This is a genomic window from Marinomonas rhizomae (assembly GCF_024397855.1).
GTDB lineage: Bacteria > Pseudomonadota > Gammaproteobacteria > Pseudomonadales > Marinomonadaceae > Marinomonas > Marinomonas rhizomae_A.
The window spans coordinates 727,223-743,057 of record NZ_CP073343.1; the positions used below are offsets into that span (position 1 = coordinate 727,223).

Consider the following 15,835-nt stretch of genomic DNA (forward strand, 5'->3'; position numbering starts at 1 on the left):
GTGAACTTAGATTCAAGAGTTTATGTGGCAGGTCACGGTGGAATGGTGGGTGCCGCTATAATTCGTCAGCTTAAAAAATATGGTTACAAGCATATTATTACGCGAACTTCTGCTGAGCTTGATTTGACAAATCAAGCTGCAGTATCCACTTTTTTTGCTGAGCAGAACATTGATGAAGTCTATTTAGCTGCCGCAAAAGTAGGTGGCATATATGCCAATAGTACTTTTCCGGCAGAGTTTATTTATCAGAATTTGATGATAGAGGCTAACGTTGTTCATCAGGCATATTTGCATGGCGTTCAAAAACTTTTGTTTCTAGGTTCTTCTTGTATTTACCCCAAAAATGCCATTCAGCCTATGCAAGAATCCGCATTGTTGGAAGGCTATTTAGAACCAACGAATGAGCCATATGCTATTGCTAAAATTGCGGGAATAAAATTATGTGAATCATATAATCGGCAGTATGGCGTAGATTATCGTAGTGTTATGCCTACGAACCTTTACGGACCGGGGGACAATTATCACCCCGAAAATAGTCATGTCATTCCAGCTCTCATACGCCGTATACATGAAGCAAAAGAGCAAGGGCTAAGTGAGGTTACTATTTGGGGGACAGGCACACCAAAACGAGAATTTTTGCATGTTGATGATATGGCCGCCGCTAGCTTTTTTGTCATGAATCTAGATAAAGCTAAGTATGACAGCCAAGTTGAACCTATGCAGAGCCATATAAATGTTGGTACTGGCTTTGATTGTTCTGTTTTAGAGGTTGCCCATCTTATTTCAGATATTATTGGCTTTGAGGGAGAGATAAACTCAGACCTTACTAAACCTGATGGTGCGCCGCGTAAGCTGATGAATGTTGATCGTTTACGTCGTCTCGGATGGGAAGCTCATATTGATTTAAATACTGGGTTGAAAGATGCTTATGAGTGGTTCTGTTTATATCAGTCCGAAGTAAGAGGTTTAAATGACTGATGAGCTGTTCCCTCTCTATGGAGGTCGTGAAACTCGTCAAGGTCCAAAGTTAGGTTCTGAAAAAGAACCACTTATCACTATAATCACATCAACTTACAACGCAGCGGCTTCTCTGCATTGGACAATAGATTCCATTCGCACCCAAAAGTATCAAAATATTCAGTGGATTGTCGCCGATGGCGGCTCTAAAGATGGTACGGTTGATATTTTGATGCAAAATGAAGATGTTATTGATTTCTGGTTTAGCGGACCAGACAGCGGTATATATGATGCTTGGAATAAGGCATTACAACATGCAAAGGGTGAGTGGATTCAATTTATAGGCGCTGGTGATGAGTTGGCTGATGAGTTTGTGTTCGAGAAAGTATCTAAATATCTGTCTACTGCTTTTCCGACCTATGAACTTGTTTATGGTTCGATTGATATAATTAGCGAGTCTAATAGAGTCTTTATAGAGCGTATAGCTATTCCTTGGGAAAGCATGAGGAAAAAATGGAGAGGGATTCGTCCTGTGCTACCAATGCACCCAGAAGTTTTTCATCATAAATCTATATTTAAAAGAATAGACTTCCCTAACTATAAAATTGCCGGCGATTGCTATGTGATGGTACATAGTGTTCTGAGAAAAGACCCTCTTTTTATAAATATACTCATCGACAAAATGACACATGGTGGTGTTTCTACAAGTCCAGATAGTGCAAATATAATATATGAAGAGCTAAAGGAAATATCAAAAGAATTTAGTCTGCCCGTTCCTTTTAAAAATAGAATGTTATATTTTTTAAAAGTTAAGCTGAAAATTTTCGTTTTGAAGTATCTAGGTTTAAGGTTTTTAAATATTATGGCTGATATTGTTAGACTTATATACTTTAAGAAAAGGAAGTGGACAGTAAAGTAGGATTTTTATAAGTTAATTTTTCATAAGGGTATTTCATTGAAAGTAGCGATTGTCCATGACTGGTTTGTTAATCCTGGTGGTGCAGAGAATGTCATAAAAGCCATTGTTGATATTTTTCCTGAAGCTGATCTATTCTCTGTTGTAGATTTTTTTGGAGATGATCAAAGAAAGAAATATCTTAATGGTAAAACTACAAAAAACACCTTTATTCAAAAGCTTCCATTAGCCAAGAAAAAATATCGTACATATTTACCTCTTATGCCTTTTGCAATAGAGCAGCTGGACCTTACTGCATTTGATTTGATTATTAGTAGTAGTCATGCGGTAGCGAAAGGTGTTATTACATCACCTGATCAATTACATATTTGTTATTGCTATTCTCCTATTCGTTACGCTTGGGATATGAAGTTCGAATATTTAAAAGAGTCTAATCTTACTAGTGGATTTAAATCATTTTTGGCTAGATACTTTTTGTATAAAATTAAAATGTGGGATGTTAATACTAGTAATAATGTGGATTTTTTTATATCAATTAGTAATTTTATTAAAGATAGAATATATAAATGTTATAGAAGAGACTCAAAGATAATATTTCCTAATGTTGATGTAGATGCATTTCCTTTGAATGAAATAAAAGAAAACTTTTATTTTACGGCTTCACGTTTAGTACCTTATAAACGATTAGCCCTTATTGCTGAAGCATTTTCTACAATGCCAGATAAAAAGCTTATTATAATAGGTGATGGGCCTGAGCGGGGGAAGGTCGAAAAAATAGCATCGTGCTCTTCAAATATAAGCTATTTAGGCTATCAAGATTATGAAACTCTTAAAGAGCATATGATGAAAGCCAGAGCCTTTATTTTTGCAGCGGAAGAGGATTTTGGTATTGTTCCATTAGAGGCTCAAGCCTGTGGTACTCCTGTTATTGCATTTGGTAAAGGCGGTTCACTAGATACAGTTATAGATAAAAAAACCGGCTTTTATTTTGATGAACAGTCAGTAGACTCTATTGTTGAAGCTGTTAATAACTTTGAAAATAATTATATGGTATTGCTTGAGCCAAGCGAAATTAGGGCTCATGCAATGACGTTTTCCACTGATATTTTCAAAGAAAACTTCAAACAGTTTGTTCTTGAAAAATGTGAAGAAAAGGGAATATGAATTTCATTTTTATTAAAGATCAAATTGCATTCTTGTGGGTGAAACCTTTGAATATAGTTAAAAGGATGATTTTTATGTCGAACCATACGGACCAGTTTTCAATATAATATAAATCATATTCAACCCTATTTTCCATTTTATCAATAGTATCCGTTTCCCCACGAAAACCATTTACCTGCGCCCATCCAGTTATTCCAGGTTTTACCATGTGACGGCGCATATAAGACTCTACAAGAGTCTTATAATGCTCATTATGAGCAAGTGCATGGGGTCTGGGCCCAACGATAGACATTCTACCCTGTAGTACATTTATGAATTGCGGAAGTTCGTCTAAAGAGGTTCTTCTCATAAAAGCGCCGATAGGTGTGATTCGACTATCTCCTTTCTTAGCTTGTGTTACTTTTCCGTCCTCTTCGTTGTGAACCACCATAGATCGAAATTTATAGACTTTGAAATCTTGGCCATTGGCACCTGTGCGATATTGTTTAAATAGAATGGGGCCCTTTGAGCTAAACTTAATTATAATAGCTAGGCTAATTAATATCGGACTTATTAGTATTAGAATGATGGTTGCAAGTATTTTATCTTCTAATAATTTCAATAATCGATTTTTCCCTTCGAGCATGTGTGAAGTGGAAATGTTTATAACTGGTAATCCAGCGACTTCAGTTACTGATTGGTTTATTAATCTAAAGCCAAAGATATCTGGAACCATACGAATTACTATAGATGTGTTGCTTAAAGCGGACTGTACCTGCTCCATTTTTTGAACTTCGCTCATCGGAAGGGCAATCCAAACCTGATCTATTTTATGATCTTTAACTACGGTATCTAGATCTTCCAATGTACCTAAAAGTGGAACTGAATTAATTTCATCAATGACTTTTGTCTGATTTTGTGTACTAAGTATGCCTTTTACTACTAGGCCCATTTCAGAATGTTGCTGTAGTCGTTCCAATACTTGTTGTGCTAGATCGCCATCACCAATAATAATGACGCTTCTTATATTGAATCCCTTTGCTCTTAGTGCTCCTAGGCATTTTCGGAGTAAAAACCTGTAACACAATATTATTGTAGTTGAGGTACACAACCAACTAACCATCCAAATACGAGAGAAAAGCTCTGAAGATTGGGTAGCAAAGCCACTAATAATTAATAGTAAGAATGTAATTAATGTGGCGCTAATAACGCATCTCATTTCAGATGTGAATGATGCACCTCGCCATGCCCTATATGCGCCAAAAAATGATAAGCTCGCTGCGCCGAGTAATACTCCAAGTAAAAGCACATTTTTATATGTGAAATTCAGCTCTAGATTTGCAAATCTTAGCCAGTAGCTAAATAGTCCTGCACTCAATAGACCAATGCAGTCAATTATTCTTAATAATATATTAAGCGATGTGCTGTGCTCTTTTAACGCTAAACCTTTTTTCACGTTATTCTCTACTTGTTATTATGTAATGCATAATTGATTCTTAATCTTGGATTTTTGGGCTAAATTGATATTTGGAACGCCAAATTGAAGCCTGTATACCGGTCATGAATACTGTAAAATAAAACACCCCTGTCCAGAAGTTCTGATAGGCTTCAAAACAGTTCATGATGCTCCAAAAAAAGCTGAAACTCATGAAAAAATAACCAATATTTTTTTCAATCATACCTTTTCGAATCTCTTTGAAAAGGCTTTTAGCCATATATATCCACATAAATAGATAAAAAACTAAGCCAATAATGCCGAAGTTTACTAGCATTTCAATGTAAGTATTGTGTAGGTGTCCAAAATCATTCTGTACCCAGTCTGGAAGCCATTCTGTGTGTTTCATCACAAGTGTTCTGCCATTACTACCCCAGCCAAAGATTGGCTTTTCTTTTATGAAGTCGGTAGCGGCCACCCAGCTGTGTAAACGAATGCCAAAGCTTGAATAGGGGACATCATCAAAATCTAATGAGGCAATGGCTGACAATGCTTCTTTCTCGACCATAACACGATCTATTATGGTGTCGTTACTGGCAATAAGACTGCCTAAACTTAATATCCCTGCAAAAAAGATACTGATAGTGATGACTTTTTGCTTTCCTGTGGCTCTATTAAATCGCTTTAGGGTGAAATAACTGGCCATAAAGAAAGCTGTCAGGAGCAATGCGAGCCAAGCTTGACGAGATGAGTTTATATAGATGATTAAAAGGCAATATAGAATGGTTAACGAAAGGGGAAGAGTTAACCATTTGTTGAAAGTAATTATTTTCCTTGTAAAGCATAGCAAGCCGATCAGGATAATACCGAAGAATAGACTGGTATGTTGTGCTTGTCTAAGGCCAAAAAATACCCTTTCTCCATTTAGGCCTCTAATAATCTCTGGAATACCTTCTCCAGTAACCCAAGGTGAAATCAGTATTCCTAGTGCTGCGCTCCCCCAAATAAGCCAGATCGCACTTTTACGTTGTGCAATCCACCATGCAAGGGGAATGAAGGTAAACCACCGAGTGACTTTATCTAACTGCGGCGTTTCTCGAGCCCATTCAGGAGTGACGTACACAGACAGTGCCCATGAAATAAATTGGAATATAAGCGCCACCCAGATAAAACGTATTAGGATATGACTGTTTACTACTTTGCCGTATTTATAGAGCCCCCAAAAGCCGGTAAGGGTTGCTACAGCTGAACTTACTGCCGCCGCATCCATGAACCCTGTCCGTGAAAAGGCGTAGATGGCAATAGAGGCTATTCCTAGTAGTATTAGCCAGGTAGGTTGTTCTTCTGGCGTTTGACGCTTAAAAAAGTTATGTAAGGCTGAGGATAGCATCTATTTTCTCGTTATTAGCCGTTAATGTTTGAAGGTAGAAAATGACATTATAATTTTACGTTGTAATAGCTACATAAAGCTTGCCATTGCTCTCTGTTACCATCTTGTCTGACGTTGGTTTTTTTCAGGGAAATTTTTTGTGACCCTGCAATAGGTGTTGGTTTGGGCGATGATGTTGATGCTCTCCTTACTTCTGTTCCTTGTAAAAAGGACATCATTCTAAACCAGAGGTCGTCTGCTTTTGGTGTTAGCTTTAAAAATAAGCTCTGGTTTGTTACATCGGCATGCAGTGAGTGAGCAGGGTACAAGACGCCGCCATAACCAATTGGTAGTAGTTTTTGATCGGCTAGATCGGCGTCTTTTTGCATTTTCCATTGTTTATAAGGCAGCAGTTCGCCTTCGGCATCATAAGAAATCATGCGACATTCATTAGCAATAACGCTTTTAGGGTGTTGCTGGTGTTCTTTATAAAGCGATTCTAACCAGGTGTTTGTATAAATAAGGTCATCGTCACAGGTTACTAAAGTTGTCTCTGGAAATTCGACTAATGAGTAGATTAGTTTTCTGTGGGAGCAGGTGAGTTCTTTTTGATAGCGGATCTCAAAAATGTCGCCTTCCAGCTCGGTTAGCTTTTTTGGGATTTGGTTGCGTAAATCTTCGTTTAACCACAGTAATATTTTCTGGGGCTTAGCGGTTTGGCTTAATAGACTACGAATGGTTAAGTCGATAATGTCTAATCGAGATGGAATCGAAGTGAGTGTGACGATTAAAGGTAGAAGCTTGTCTGTGTTCGCTTTAAGCGTTTGCAGAGGTATTCTTTTCAGCCTGTATGCGGCTTTCATAGCGGGGATATACTCTTTCAGCTTCAACGCTTTTTCCTTTTCGATTCATATTCTGAACGTGTTTACGATGCGGTATTGTCTATCAAGGGATATTTTACATCAATAGCTTTGTATACATGCAAAAACGCACAAACAAAAAAACCGCTTCAAAAAATTTGAAACGGTTTTTTTAGATAGGCAGGAAGTTTACTCAGCTGCTTCTGGTTGCTCTATGTCATGCAGTTCCACAACAAACTTAAGCGCTGCATTTGCTGGGATAGGACCTGTGCCACCTGGGCCGTATGCTAGGTCAGCAGGGATATACAACTCGTATTTAGAGCCAACCGGCATAAGTTGTAGACCTTCAGTCCAGCCTGGGATAACGCCATTCAATGGGAAAGTAATTGCCTCACCGCGCTTGTATGAGCTATCGAATACCGTGCCATCAATTAGGCTGCCTTCGTAGTCTACTTTTACAGTGTCAGTGGCGCTTGGTTTTTCGCCTTCGCCTGCGGTGATGACTTTATACAGCAAACCTGAGTCGGTTTTCTTCACGCCATCTTCGGCTTCTTTTTCTTTCAGCCAAGCAGCAGAAGCGGCTTTTGCTTCTTCAGCGGCTTTTTCTTCTTCAAGCTGCGCTTTTTTCATTTGTTCTTGCTGGTAATCTTGGATGGTTTTAGTCACTTCATCCATGCTCATTTGGCCTTCTTTACCAGCAAATGAGTCTTGAAAACCTGCCATAAATGTTTTCATGTCTAGTTCTGAGAAATCCTGAGACATACGTGAACCAAACATGGTGCCAATGCTGTAACCAAGACGTTGTTCTTTAGTGTCCAGTTTAATCGCGCTGTCTGCTGCATGCGCAAAAGAAACGGATGACATGACCAGCGCCGCGATAAGAGTTTTTTTCATAGCTATTTTTTTCATAAGGAAAAGTGTTCCATTATTTGTGGGTTTATCACTTTGTGATGTAAAGCATTAACATTTAAGACGGAGTTCGATTCGCATCTTTTGGACCAGCATGTCATGGGGCAAAACAAAGCAGGAACAATGGTATACGCCTTGTGCTTTGCAAAACCGGATCCGTCGTTTTTGTTTAACGTAAGTGTTCTAACATAAGATGGGCTGGTTACGCCAATTTATATGTTCTTACGTTACCAAAGCGACCCCTTCACCTGCACACTTTGTTTGATTTCAAAAGATAGAGCGGTTCGGCAAAGCACAAGACGTGTATTGAGATTAATCCTCGCTTCTTTACCGAGACAATCGCTTTTACAAAAGCATGACAGAGTTTGCGAAAGCTGCTTTGTTTACAAGGCTGTCTTTACATATATTTGACAAATGTAGGCTTGCCTACTTTGCTAATGAATCCCCATGAACAATGGAATCAGAATCGGCACGAGAATACTCATAATAAAGCCGCTGGCGATGCAAACAGGGATAATTTGCGCGCCGTGAAATTTACCAAGCATGGGTAAGGTAAAATCCATGGCGGTTGCGCCAGAATAACCAACCGACATGTGGCTGTTTAGTCGAGCTAAGAATGGAATTAGCATCAGCGCCAAAATTTCACGCCCAAGGTCTAGCAAGAAAGCCGTGGTGCCAAGCACTGGATCACCTAAGCCAGTAATAAGAATGCCAGACAAACTGTACCAGCCGAAGCCTGAGACGACCGCAAGCCCTTGGTTCCAGCTTAGGCCTAATACAAAGCTGCCAATCCAGCCTGCAAGTAGCGTGGTGAAGATAGTGACAAGCGCTATGATGACGCCTTGAGAGTTCAAAAAAAGCTTACGTAGACGGTGATTACCTTGGCGAAGCTGACAGCCAATTAGAAACAGCAAAACATACAGCAAGCCAGTTACTAGCTCGTCCACGCCTGTCAGCCAGTCTTTGGCAAATATGCCAGCGATGACGCCACCTATTACCCAGGCGAGGGTTTTTGCTGCATCCATCAATGCATGGGACTTACTGTCAGATGGGCCTTGAGCAAGACTGTCTGCATGCGTGCCACCAAAACGTAGGCCACTCAGATATAAACCACCTAGGCTTAATACGCTGATCAGGACAAAAAAAATAATCGCTTGGTAACCGGCGATAAAGAGCTTCTCGGCCAAATTATCTAACGCCCCAAGGCTAAAGCCAATTAAGCCCAAAATGAGGTACACAAGCTGTTCTAAGCCTTTTGCCACGCGAGTTGGTGTGAATACCTTGATATTGACCCAGTAACCAAACAGAAGGGCGACTAATAATGGGCCAAGTGTGGTGAGAATAGTCATGCGAGAATAGTCTTCCTAGACAGATGTGTTAAATACTGGAGCGGCATTTTCTCTGTATTGAGTTGTAAATACAAGTTTGGTTTTTGTGTTTCGAGTAAATGTTGTTCCAAGGGGAGGGGCGAAGCATTTTTGTTCCTTCCCTTTATCTTCAAGGGGAAGATGCCATCTTTCCGATCAAGCCTTTTTTAGTCATTTAGACTATTTGAGGCTTGTATTCGCTTTGATGTTTCACAACACCAAAACAAATTTGTACAAGCTTTCTCATTGCTGCTCCGAGTGCTTGCATGTGCGTTTTTCCGCGGCTTTTTAGACGTTCATAAAGAGCTTTTACATCAGGGTTATGCTGTTTTGCGACAACGGCGGCCATATAAACTTTAGCTCTAATATTAGGTGGTCCAATCTTTGATAACATCGAACGACCTTTTAATGTTCCCGACTCTCTAATTCTTGGAACAAGCCCCAAGTAGGCGGATACGCTTCCTGCTTTTTCAAACTGATGAGAGGACAAAACCGACAACATAAGCCTTGATACAACAGAGCCAACACCAGGAATGCTCTTGAGAAGGTGTCTTTTCTTTTTCAGCGTTGGGTGATTGTCAATATGCGTATTCAACTCTTCAATCAGCCTCTCTTTATCTTTTACTAACACAGACACAATGTTGTCTATCGATTTAATAACAACAGAAGAGCCGTCTGCTATTTCAGCTTGTTCTTTCCGATCCAATTCGCGCTGTATGTCTTTCTCTATCGACTCTATACGTTTGATCAGAGCTTTCAGCTTACGTACCTCTGGTGCTTCTGGTGTCCAGCGTTTTGGATCCATTTGATAACCGAACTTAGCTAAAAGAAGGCTATCGGCTTTATCCGTTTTGTGAGTCACGCCAAGCGCCTTGGCAAACTCTTTAGGCCTTGCTGGGTTAACAACACAAACTTGAAAACCTATATGAAACAAATGGGTAGCAATGCCTTCATGATAAATCCCTGTCGCTTCAAGAGTGACATGAATTTTTTCAGGTTGTGCAGATGTCACTTTCATGAGCCATTGAGCAATATTTTCAAAGTCTTCCTGATTGTTTTTAAAGACTTTTGTTTTTACTTTTTCTGATAGGGCGTCTCTAAGCCAAAGACAATCCAGCTTATTTTTTCCAATATCAATACCTATATAAATCATTTATCCTTATTCCCCTTGTACATGCAGCATCACTGTAGAAACAGGCGCTTGGATACCATCCAATGTTGAAGGATTAGTCTGGCAGGATAATCTTCCCCACAGCATCGTAGCGCTTAGGCTAGGAACATACTTACCAGACTAGAGTGAATTACTAGCTAAGCAATTCACTTAGAAAGATACAAGGTTAGGATGGGGTTGTTAACTTTTTGGACTCCCTCCCAGCCTCCCCCTTAGCAGGGGGAGGGGCTAGGGCAGATGAGCGAGGTACGAGTGTGAGTGTGATCTGCCGAATAGGGAAGCAAAATAAAGCTGACCAACGGTGCAATATTTAGCGATCAATGGTAAATTGCTCGGCTGTTTTTTGCGTATTTTCTATGGATAGTCGGCGGTGATGTGTGGTTAAGCGTTTTCCAGTGTTAAAAGAAGTTCTGCATTTGTTGTTTCCTATGATTTTAACGATGACATTGGAACTGTCAATCAGCGTCGTCGATACCATTATGTTAGGCCATTACAGCGCGTTACATTTGGCGGCAGTTGGCTTGGCATCTAGCTTATGGCTACCTGTTGGTTGTTTCTTGATTGGTGTGACATTCGGCCTTACGCCTTTGGTAACACGTCATTTACATGGCCGACAACCGAAACTGGTTAACTTGTATATGTCGCAAGCGGTGGGGCTATCTGTAGGGCTTGGTCTGTTGGCAAGCTTAGTGGCTATTTTCTTATTGCCCTATTTTGCAGGGTTGATGGCGACGGAAGAAGAAACAAGACAAGTTTCGGTTTCTTATTTGTATATCTTTGCTCCTGCACTTCCTATGTTGGCCTTGATGACGGCGTATAAGAATTTATTTGAAGCGGCGGGTCGTCCTGGCTTTCCTTTGTTCGTGGCGAGCTTTGGTTTAGTGTTAAACATCTTGTTCAATTATGTGCTGATTTTCGGCAAGTTCGGCTTTCCTGAAATGGGCGCAAAAGGCGCGGCATTGGCGTCTGCTTTGTCTTTGTATTTAGCCGTAACTATGTTTTTTGTTTATGACCGATTTATCAATAAAACGCCTTTGTTTACCCGCTTAGTGTGGCGCTACACGCGTAAGTTTGGAATTCTATTGAATGTTGGCGCGCCAGCGGGCTTTGCCTTTGCTTTTGAAGTGGGCTTGTTTTCATCCATGACGTGGTTGATTTCGTCCTTCGGTGATTTGGCGTTGGGTGGCGGCCAGATTGTCATGTCTTATACGTCTTTCTTGTTTACCCCAATGATGGCGATGAGTGCCGTGACGGCGATTGTGGTAGCAAAAGCCATGTCGAAAGAAGGCGTAAGCGGTGTTAGAAAACGTATACGAGTGATTGTCTGGCTAGGGCTTTCTTATGTGAGTACCTGTTTTATGATTACTCAGATCTTTCACGATCAGATCCCGTATATTTATAGCAATAATGCGGAAGTGGTGGCCTTGGCAGCGAGCATTTTGCTGATCTCTTCTTGTTACCAGTTTCCTGATATGTTGCAAACCGTGTTTACTGGCGCTTTACGAGGTTTTCGTGAAACACGCTCGACTATGATTGCTTTTGCCGTGTCTTTGTTTGGCTTGAGTATTCCGTTTGGCTATTGGTTATCTCACTACAGCCCTTGGGCCGAAACCTTGTCACTGCGAGGTTTTTACATTGGCCTCGGCGCGGGTTTAACCCTGCTAGCGGCGACTCTTATCGTACGCTTTCAAATTGTTTTGCGTCGTTATGAAGGTAAGCGCATTGCCTCGCCTAGGGAAGTGGCGTAGCTAGGCATTTTTGTTCCTATTCGTTTAGTAGGGCAGATGAACGAGGCACGAGTGTGATCTGCCGTTGGGGTTTTATTGAAATGTCGGATCACGGTCGTTCCTCCCTCATGCCGACCTTGTATCTACGTTTGGTTATTGTCTAAACTGCCACTGGGGTAGTTGATTCTCCGGGTGAGCGAGACGAATCAAGTCTGCTTGATAAGCGGTTTCTATGGTGTTGTCTTGGGCGAGTCTTTGCGGTTCGCTATTGAAGGTAATTTGGCCTTTTTCCAGTAGAACCAGTTTGTCTCCATAGAGTGCGGCGAGATTGATGTCGTGGAGGATACAGAAAATACCTAGCCCTTTCTGGGCGAGGTTTTTAAGTAGTCTTAAGACTCGTTGTTGCTGATGTAAATCCAGTGCGGAAATGGGTTCGTCTAGCAGTAAGTATTTACCCTCATATGGTCGCTGTTCCGTTTCTGGGTGTTTTTTAGTTCCTGAGTGCTTGTCGGCGAAGAGTTGAACTAAGACTCGTGCTAGTTGGATGCGTTGCTGTTCTCCTCCGGATAAGCTGGCGTATTGGCGAGTTTGGGTTTCTTGCATGCCGACTTCTACTAAAGTGTCATTAATTAACGTCGAGGCGTCATGATCCGACAATGTCCATGGGGCAAGCCCAAGGGAAACCACTTCTTTAACGGTTAAGGCGAAAGGCAGGTGTATTTGCTGAGTCAATACTGCGCGTTTCTTAGCAAGTTCGGCCAACGACCAATTCGATAGTGACTGTTCGTCTAATGTTATGTGTCCTGCATCGGCTTGCATCGCTCCCGAACAACACTTCAATAATGTTGATTTCCCCGCTCCGTTTGGCCCAAGGACAATGGTCAGTTGTCCTGGTTCGATGCTCATAGAGACCTTATCTAGTAAGCTCTTTCCAGAACGAATAAGGGATAGTTCGCTGATGTTTAGCATTAACTTGTTTCTCGAATATTTTTTAATAGTAGCCATAAGAAAAACGGCCCACCTAGTAAGCTGGTTACTAAGCCAACGGGGAGTTCCGCTGGAATAACTAGAAGCCGAGATAAGGTATCGGCGCCTGTTAATAAGCTGGCACCCAATAAAGCAGAGCAAGGAACCACGATGCGATTGTCGGCACCAAAAAGCATGCGGATAAGATGAGGAACCATCAGCCCAATAAAGCCAATAAGCCCGGTAAAGGCGACGGTGACACCAACACATAAGGCGACAACGGCGATGAGTTTGATTTTGAAACGTTCAACATCTAGTCCCAGGTAACGGGCTTCGTCTTCACCCAGCAGCAATAAGTTTAAGTTTTTTGATTGGCGCCATACGTAGCAAAGTAGCGGCAATAAAATAGTCGCAATAACGATAACTTGTTCCCATCTCGCTCCGCCCAAGTTTCCCATCGCCCAAAATGTTAAAGCTCTTAGTTGTTCATCATTACTCGTATAAGTTAGTAACCCAGTAGCTGATCCTGACAGTGCATTGATGGCGATACCGGCAAGAAGCAAGTGCAGCACAGATACTTGGCCTTTGTGTTTGGATAATTGGAAAATCAGCCAACAGGTAAGTACAGCGCCTAAAAACGCCGCCACGCTTTGCATATAAGACTCTGCCCACAGAGGTAAATCACCAGCGAAAGGGTTGAGAACAATCAGAACGCCGACAAAAACAGACGCGCCAGATGAAACACCTAATAAGCCAGGGTCTGCTAATGGATTGCGAAACAGGGCTTGCATCAATGCGCCAGACACAGCCAATGCAGCGCCGACCAAAGCGGCCATGAGTAACCTTGGTAATCGGACTGTCATCAGTATTTGTCGATCTATGTCATTGATAGGTGACCATAAAAGATCTCGCCATGAGATCGAATAGGCACCTTGAGTCAATGCCAATATGCCCACAATAAGCAATGTCAGGATGAGGACAGGATAAGGGATTTGTGAGTTAAGGACGCGTTTCATGGCGCCCAGTCTTCAAGTTGTTGATGTATAAGCTCAATGGCGTGAGGCGTTCTTGGGCCGAGGCCTAAAGCCAATAAGGCATCTAGGGTGACTAAACGCTGGGCTTTTGCGGCAGGCGTTGATGCCATTCCAGGTAACGACCAGATGGCTTCTTCGCTTGCTCTTGTTCGTCCTTGTTGAGTCACTACAATGGCATCAGGCTGAGCGAGTAGTATCGCTTCAGGAGTGAGAGGTTTGTAACCTTTTATACTGCTTACCGCATTGCTTGCCCCAGCGAGATGGAATAGGGCATCGGGAGCCGTACCTTGTCCTGCCACCATAGGTGCGCCGCCCATTTGTAAGACAAAGAGTAGGCGAGGTGGGCGTTTCGACCAAGCTTTAGGTGTCGTCAATTTATCGAAGGCTTGCTGAATGTCATCAACCGCTTGCTTGCCAGCTTTTTCTTGATTTAAGGCAAGGGCAACTTGTGAGACTTTATCCAAAATACCTTGTTTGGTATCTGGTGCGTCGATTGAGACAATTTCTATATTGGTGTCTTTTAGCTGTTGTAATACTTTAGCTGGCCCAGCCGCTGGTGTGATGAGTAAGAGTTCGGGATGAACGCTCAATACACCTTCTGCTGATAGCGTGCGTTGATAGCCAACTTTGGGTATTTTATTGGCGGCATCAGGGTAAATGCTGCTGGTATCGCTGGCAACGAGTTGGTTCTGTGCGTCTAATAAGTAGACGATTTCTGTCACAGTACCGCCGACACTGACAACTCTTTGAGCAAAACTGGCGGAGCTGCTCAGTGATGCAAGCGCTAACAAGACTACGAAAATAAGTGGCTTTTGTCTCATGATGTTTCGCTTCATGATGTTCTCTCCTGTTTCGCGCTGAGACTAGTCGTCTTTTCGACTATGTCTTGCCACAGAGGTAATTCAGGATTGCCCGGTTTGCGTTTACCAAATAGCGTTAAGATGGACTCGCCCTTGGCGTTGAATGCTTCAATAGAGGTAATAATTCCATCGCTGCTTGGACGTTTGATGGCCCAAGTTTCTGCAATCAAGTCTTCTCTTAGATGCAGGTTAAAGCCAGGGTCTAAAACATTGAACCAAGGACCTTGCTGCACTAGGCGATGTACTTCGCCACTGAAAATTTGAATGCAGCCTTTATTGCCCACAAACACCATGATGTTGCAGTTTTCTTCTGCGGCAAGAGTAATTGCACTTTTTACGCTGTCTTGGTCTAGCTTGGTAGCCCATTGCTCGCCAATTTGAGATAGAGCTTGAGTGCGAGAAAGGCCATGACGTTTGAGCATGCCATGGTATTCATGAACATCTTTTAGTTCAGACCATTCTTGAGCAAAACGAGCTTGGTCAAAGTCGGCAGGTAGCTCGCTAGCTGGATCTTCTTCTGGCGTTAAATAAGTTGGAATAACGGGTGACGGGTCGCGAAACTCAGTAATAAGCGCGTCCCATTTTTCAGCCAGTGTATTGTCTGTTCGGTACACTTTATGAACCGCTACGCCATTAGCGTTAAAGAATTGGATGCTGTGGCGAGCATTCTCAACAACATGGAAGGCGCTGTGCCATTGTCCAATGAAAAGTCGCAAGTCGATGTCGTCTGATAGAACGAGGCCCATGTTGCTCTTTTCCATAAAGCTAAATTTATCATAGGTTCCTGTCGTTTCGTGAACGGCTTCATCGTTGCGGGTGATGGTCATCACTTCACCAAGGCTTTCCAGTTTTGCCAATAGTTCTTGAAAGGGATACTTCATCACCCAGGTTTCTATGCCTTGTCGGCAAGCGACCAACTCGCCTTCGCTAATGTCGAGCTGTTTGGCAAGTTCCCGAGCGCGCGGCGTTTTGCCTGATGACATCGCTTCTAGATATCGTGAATAAGTGGGATGATTGGTTGTATTTGTTGTTTCAACTTCTGGTGCTTCGTTCATGGTTGACATGGAAATTCTCCGTTTATAAACAAGAGAAATGCTCCCTTTTCCCTTGTGTATTATTTT

General features: G+C 42.0%; 14 protein-coding genes. 4 read left to right on the plus strand and 10 right to left on the minus strand.

Annotation, left to right across the window (positions count from 1 at the left end; translation table 11 throughout):
* Genes fcl through KDW99_RS03330 form a run of 3 tightly spaced genes read left to right on the plus strand, consistent with a single transcriptional unit; the run spans position 1 to position 3,037 of the window.
* Positions 1 to 978, plus strand: coding sequence for a GDP-L-fucose synthase (fcl, locus tag KDW99_RS03320; protein WP_255827905.1), 978 nt, complete (start codon positions 1 to 3; stop codon positions 976 to 978).
* Positions 971 to 1,876: a glycosyltransferase family 2 protein gene (locus KDW99_RS03325; RefSeq protein WP_255827906.1), complete on the plus strand. Its 906-nt coding sequence runs from the start codon at positions 971 to 973 to the stop codon at positions 1,874 to 1,876. Before fcl ends, KDW99_RS03325 begins: the two co-directional genes overlap by 8 nt.
* 36 nt (positions 1,877 to 1,912) lie before the next feature.
* Entirely contained in the window at positions 1,913 to 3,037 is a 1,125-nt protein-coding gene (locus tag KDW99_RS03330; RefSeq protein WP_255827907.1) for a glycosyltransferase family 4 protein, read from the plus strand.
* A gap of 19 nt (positions 3,038 to 3,056) precedes the next feature.
* On the opposite strand, the gene KDW99_RS03335 is transcribed toward KDW99_RS03330, so the two are convergent.
* The 6 genes from KDW99_RS03335 to KDW99_RS03360 form a co-directional block, all read right to left on the minus strand.
* Complete coding sequence (locus KDW99_RS03335) at positions 3,057 to 4,472, minus strand: undecaprenyl-phosphate glucose phosphotransferase (RefSeq protein WP_255827908.1); 1,416 nt, start codon at positions 4,470 to 4,472, stop codon at positions 3,057 to 3,059.
* A 40-nt stretch (positions 4,473 to 4,512) separates the two neighbouring features.
* Complete coding sequence (locus tag KDW99_RS03340) at positions 4,513 to 5,841, minus strand: O-antigen ligase family protein (protein ID WP_255827909.1); 1,329 nt, start codon at positions 5,839 to 5,841, stop codon at positions 4,513 to 4,515.
* A gap of 47 nt (positions 5,842 to 5,888) precedes the next feature.
* Positions 5,889 to 6,710 carry a hypothetical protein gene (locus tag KDW99_RS03345; protein ID WP_255827910.1) on the minus strand — a complete coding sequence of 274 codons (822 nt, stop codon included), beginning with the start codon at positions 6,708 to 6,710 and terminating at the stop codon, positions 5,889 to 5,891.
* Positions 6,711 to 6,869: 159 nt separating this feature from the next.
* Entirely contained in the window at positions 6,870 to 7,574 is a 705-nt protein-coding gene (locus tag KDW99_RS03350; RefSeq protein WP_255827911.1) for an FKBP-type peptidyl-prolyl cis-trans isomerase, read from the minus strand.
* Positions 7,575 to 8,023: 449 nt separating this feature from the next.
* Positions 8,024 to 8,938, minus strand: a complete 915-nt coding sequence (locus KDW99_RS03355) for a lysine exporter LysO family protein (RefSeq protein WP_255827912.1) — start codon at positions 8,936 to 8,938, stop codon at positions 8,024 to 8,026.
* A gap of 193 nt (positions 8,939 to 9,131) precedes the next feature.
* Complete coding sequence (locus KDW99_RS03360) at positions 9,132 to 10,109, minus strand: IS110 family transposase (RefSeq protein WP_255827913.1); 978 nt, start codon at positions 10,107 to 10,109, stop codon at positions 9,132 to 9,134.
* Positions 10,110 to 10,522: 413 nt separating this feature from the next.
* Here KDW99_RS03360 and KDW99_RS03365 point away from each other — a divergent pair, with 413 nt between their 5' ends.
* On the plus strand, positions 10,523 to 11,875 hold the full coding sequence (locus KDW99_RS03365) for an MATE family efflux transporter (RefSeq protein WP_255827914.1): 1,353 nt from the start codon (positions 10,523 to 10,525) through the stop codon (positions 11,873 to 11,875).
* A gap of 132 nt (positions 11,876 to 12,007) precedes the next feature.
* On the opposite strand, the gene KDW99_RS03370 is transcribed toward KDW99_RS03365, so the two are convergent.
* The 4 genes from KDW99_RS03370 to KDW99_RS03385 are packed head-to-tail and all read right to left on the minus strand — an operon-like array spanning position 12,008 to position 15,778.
* Positions 12,008 to 12,823, minus strand: coding sequence for a heme ABC transporter ATP-binding protein (locus KDW99_RS03370; protein ID WP_255827915.1), 816 nt, complete (start codon positions 12,821 to 12,823; stop codon positions 12,008 to 12,010).
* Positions 12,823 to 13,836: a FecCD family ABC transporter permease gene (locus KDW99_RS03375; RefSeq protein ID WP_255827916.1), complete on the minus strand. Its 1,014-nt coding sequence runs from the start codon at positions 13,834 to 13,836 to the stop codon at positions 12,823 to 12,825. Before KDW99_RS03375 ends, KDW99_RS03370 begins: the two co-directional genes overlap by 1 nt.
* Positions 13,833 to 14,690 (minus strand): heme/hemin ABC transporter substrate-binding protein, encoded by an 858-nt coding sequence (locus tag KDW99_RS03380; RefSeq protein ID WP_255827917.1) that lies wholly within the window; start codon positions 14,688 to 14,690, stop codon positions 13,833 to 13,835. The genes KDW99_RS03375 and KDW99_RS03380 overlap by 4 nt, the downstream gene beginning before the upstream one ends.
* Entirely contained in the window at positions 14,687 to 15,778 is a 1,092-nt protein-coding gene (locus KDW99_RS03385; protein WP_255827918.1) for a hemin-degrading factor, read from the minus strand. Before KDW99_RS03385 ends, KDW99_RS03380 begins: the two co-directional genes overlap by 4 nt.
* Between the last annotated feature and the right edge of the window lie 57 nt (positions 15,779 to 15,835).

Bases quoted from the DNA above. Each gene is read 5' to 3' on its own strand.
- KDW99_RS03325 (WP_255827906.1), top strand. From the start codon at position 971: ATGACTGATGAGCTGTTCCCTCTCTATGGAGGTCGTGAAACTCGTCAA.
- KDW99_RS03340 (WP_255827909.1), bottom strand. From the start codon at position 5,841: ATGCTATCCTCAGCCTTACATAACTTTTTTAAGCGTCAAACGCCAGAA.
- KDW99_RS03350 (WP_255827911.1), bottom strand. From the start codon at position 7,574: ATGAAAAAAACTCTTATCGCGGCGCTGGTCATGTCATCCGTTTCTTTT.
- KDW99_RS03355 (WP_255827912.1), bottom strand. From the start codon at position 8,938: ATGACTATTCTCACCACACTTGGCCCATTATTAGTCGCCCTTCTGTTT.
- KDW99_RS03360 (WP_255827913.1), bottom strand. From the start codon at position 10,109: ATGATTTATATAGGTATTGATATTGGAAAAAATAAGCTGGATTGTCTT.
- KDW99_RS03370 (WP_255827915.1), bottom strand. From the start codon at position 12,823: ATGCTAAACATCAGCGAACTATCCCTTATTCGTTCTGGAAAGAGCTTA.
- KDW99_RS03375 (WP_255827916.1), bottom strand. From the start codon at position 13,836: ATGAAACGCGTCCTTAACTCACAAATCCCTTATCCTGTCCTCATCCTG.
- KDW99_RS03380 (WP_255827917.1), bottom strand. From the start codon at position 14,690: ATGAAGCGAAACATCATGAGACAAAAGCCACTTATTTTCGTAGTCTTG.
- KDW99_RS03385 (WP_255827918.1), bottom strand. From the start codon at position 15,778: ATGTCAACCATGAACGAAGCACCAGAAGTTGAAACAACAAATACAACC.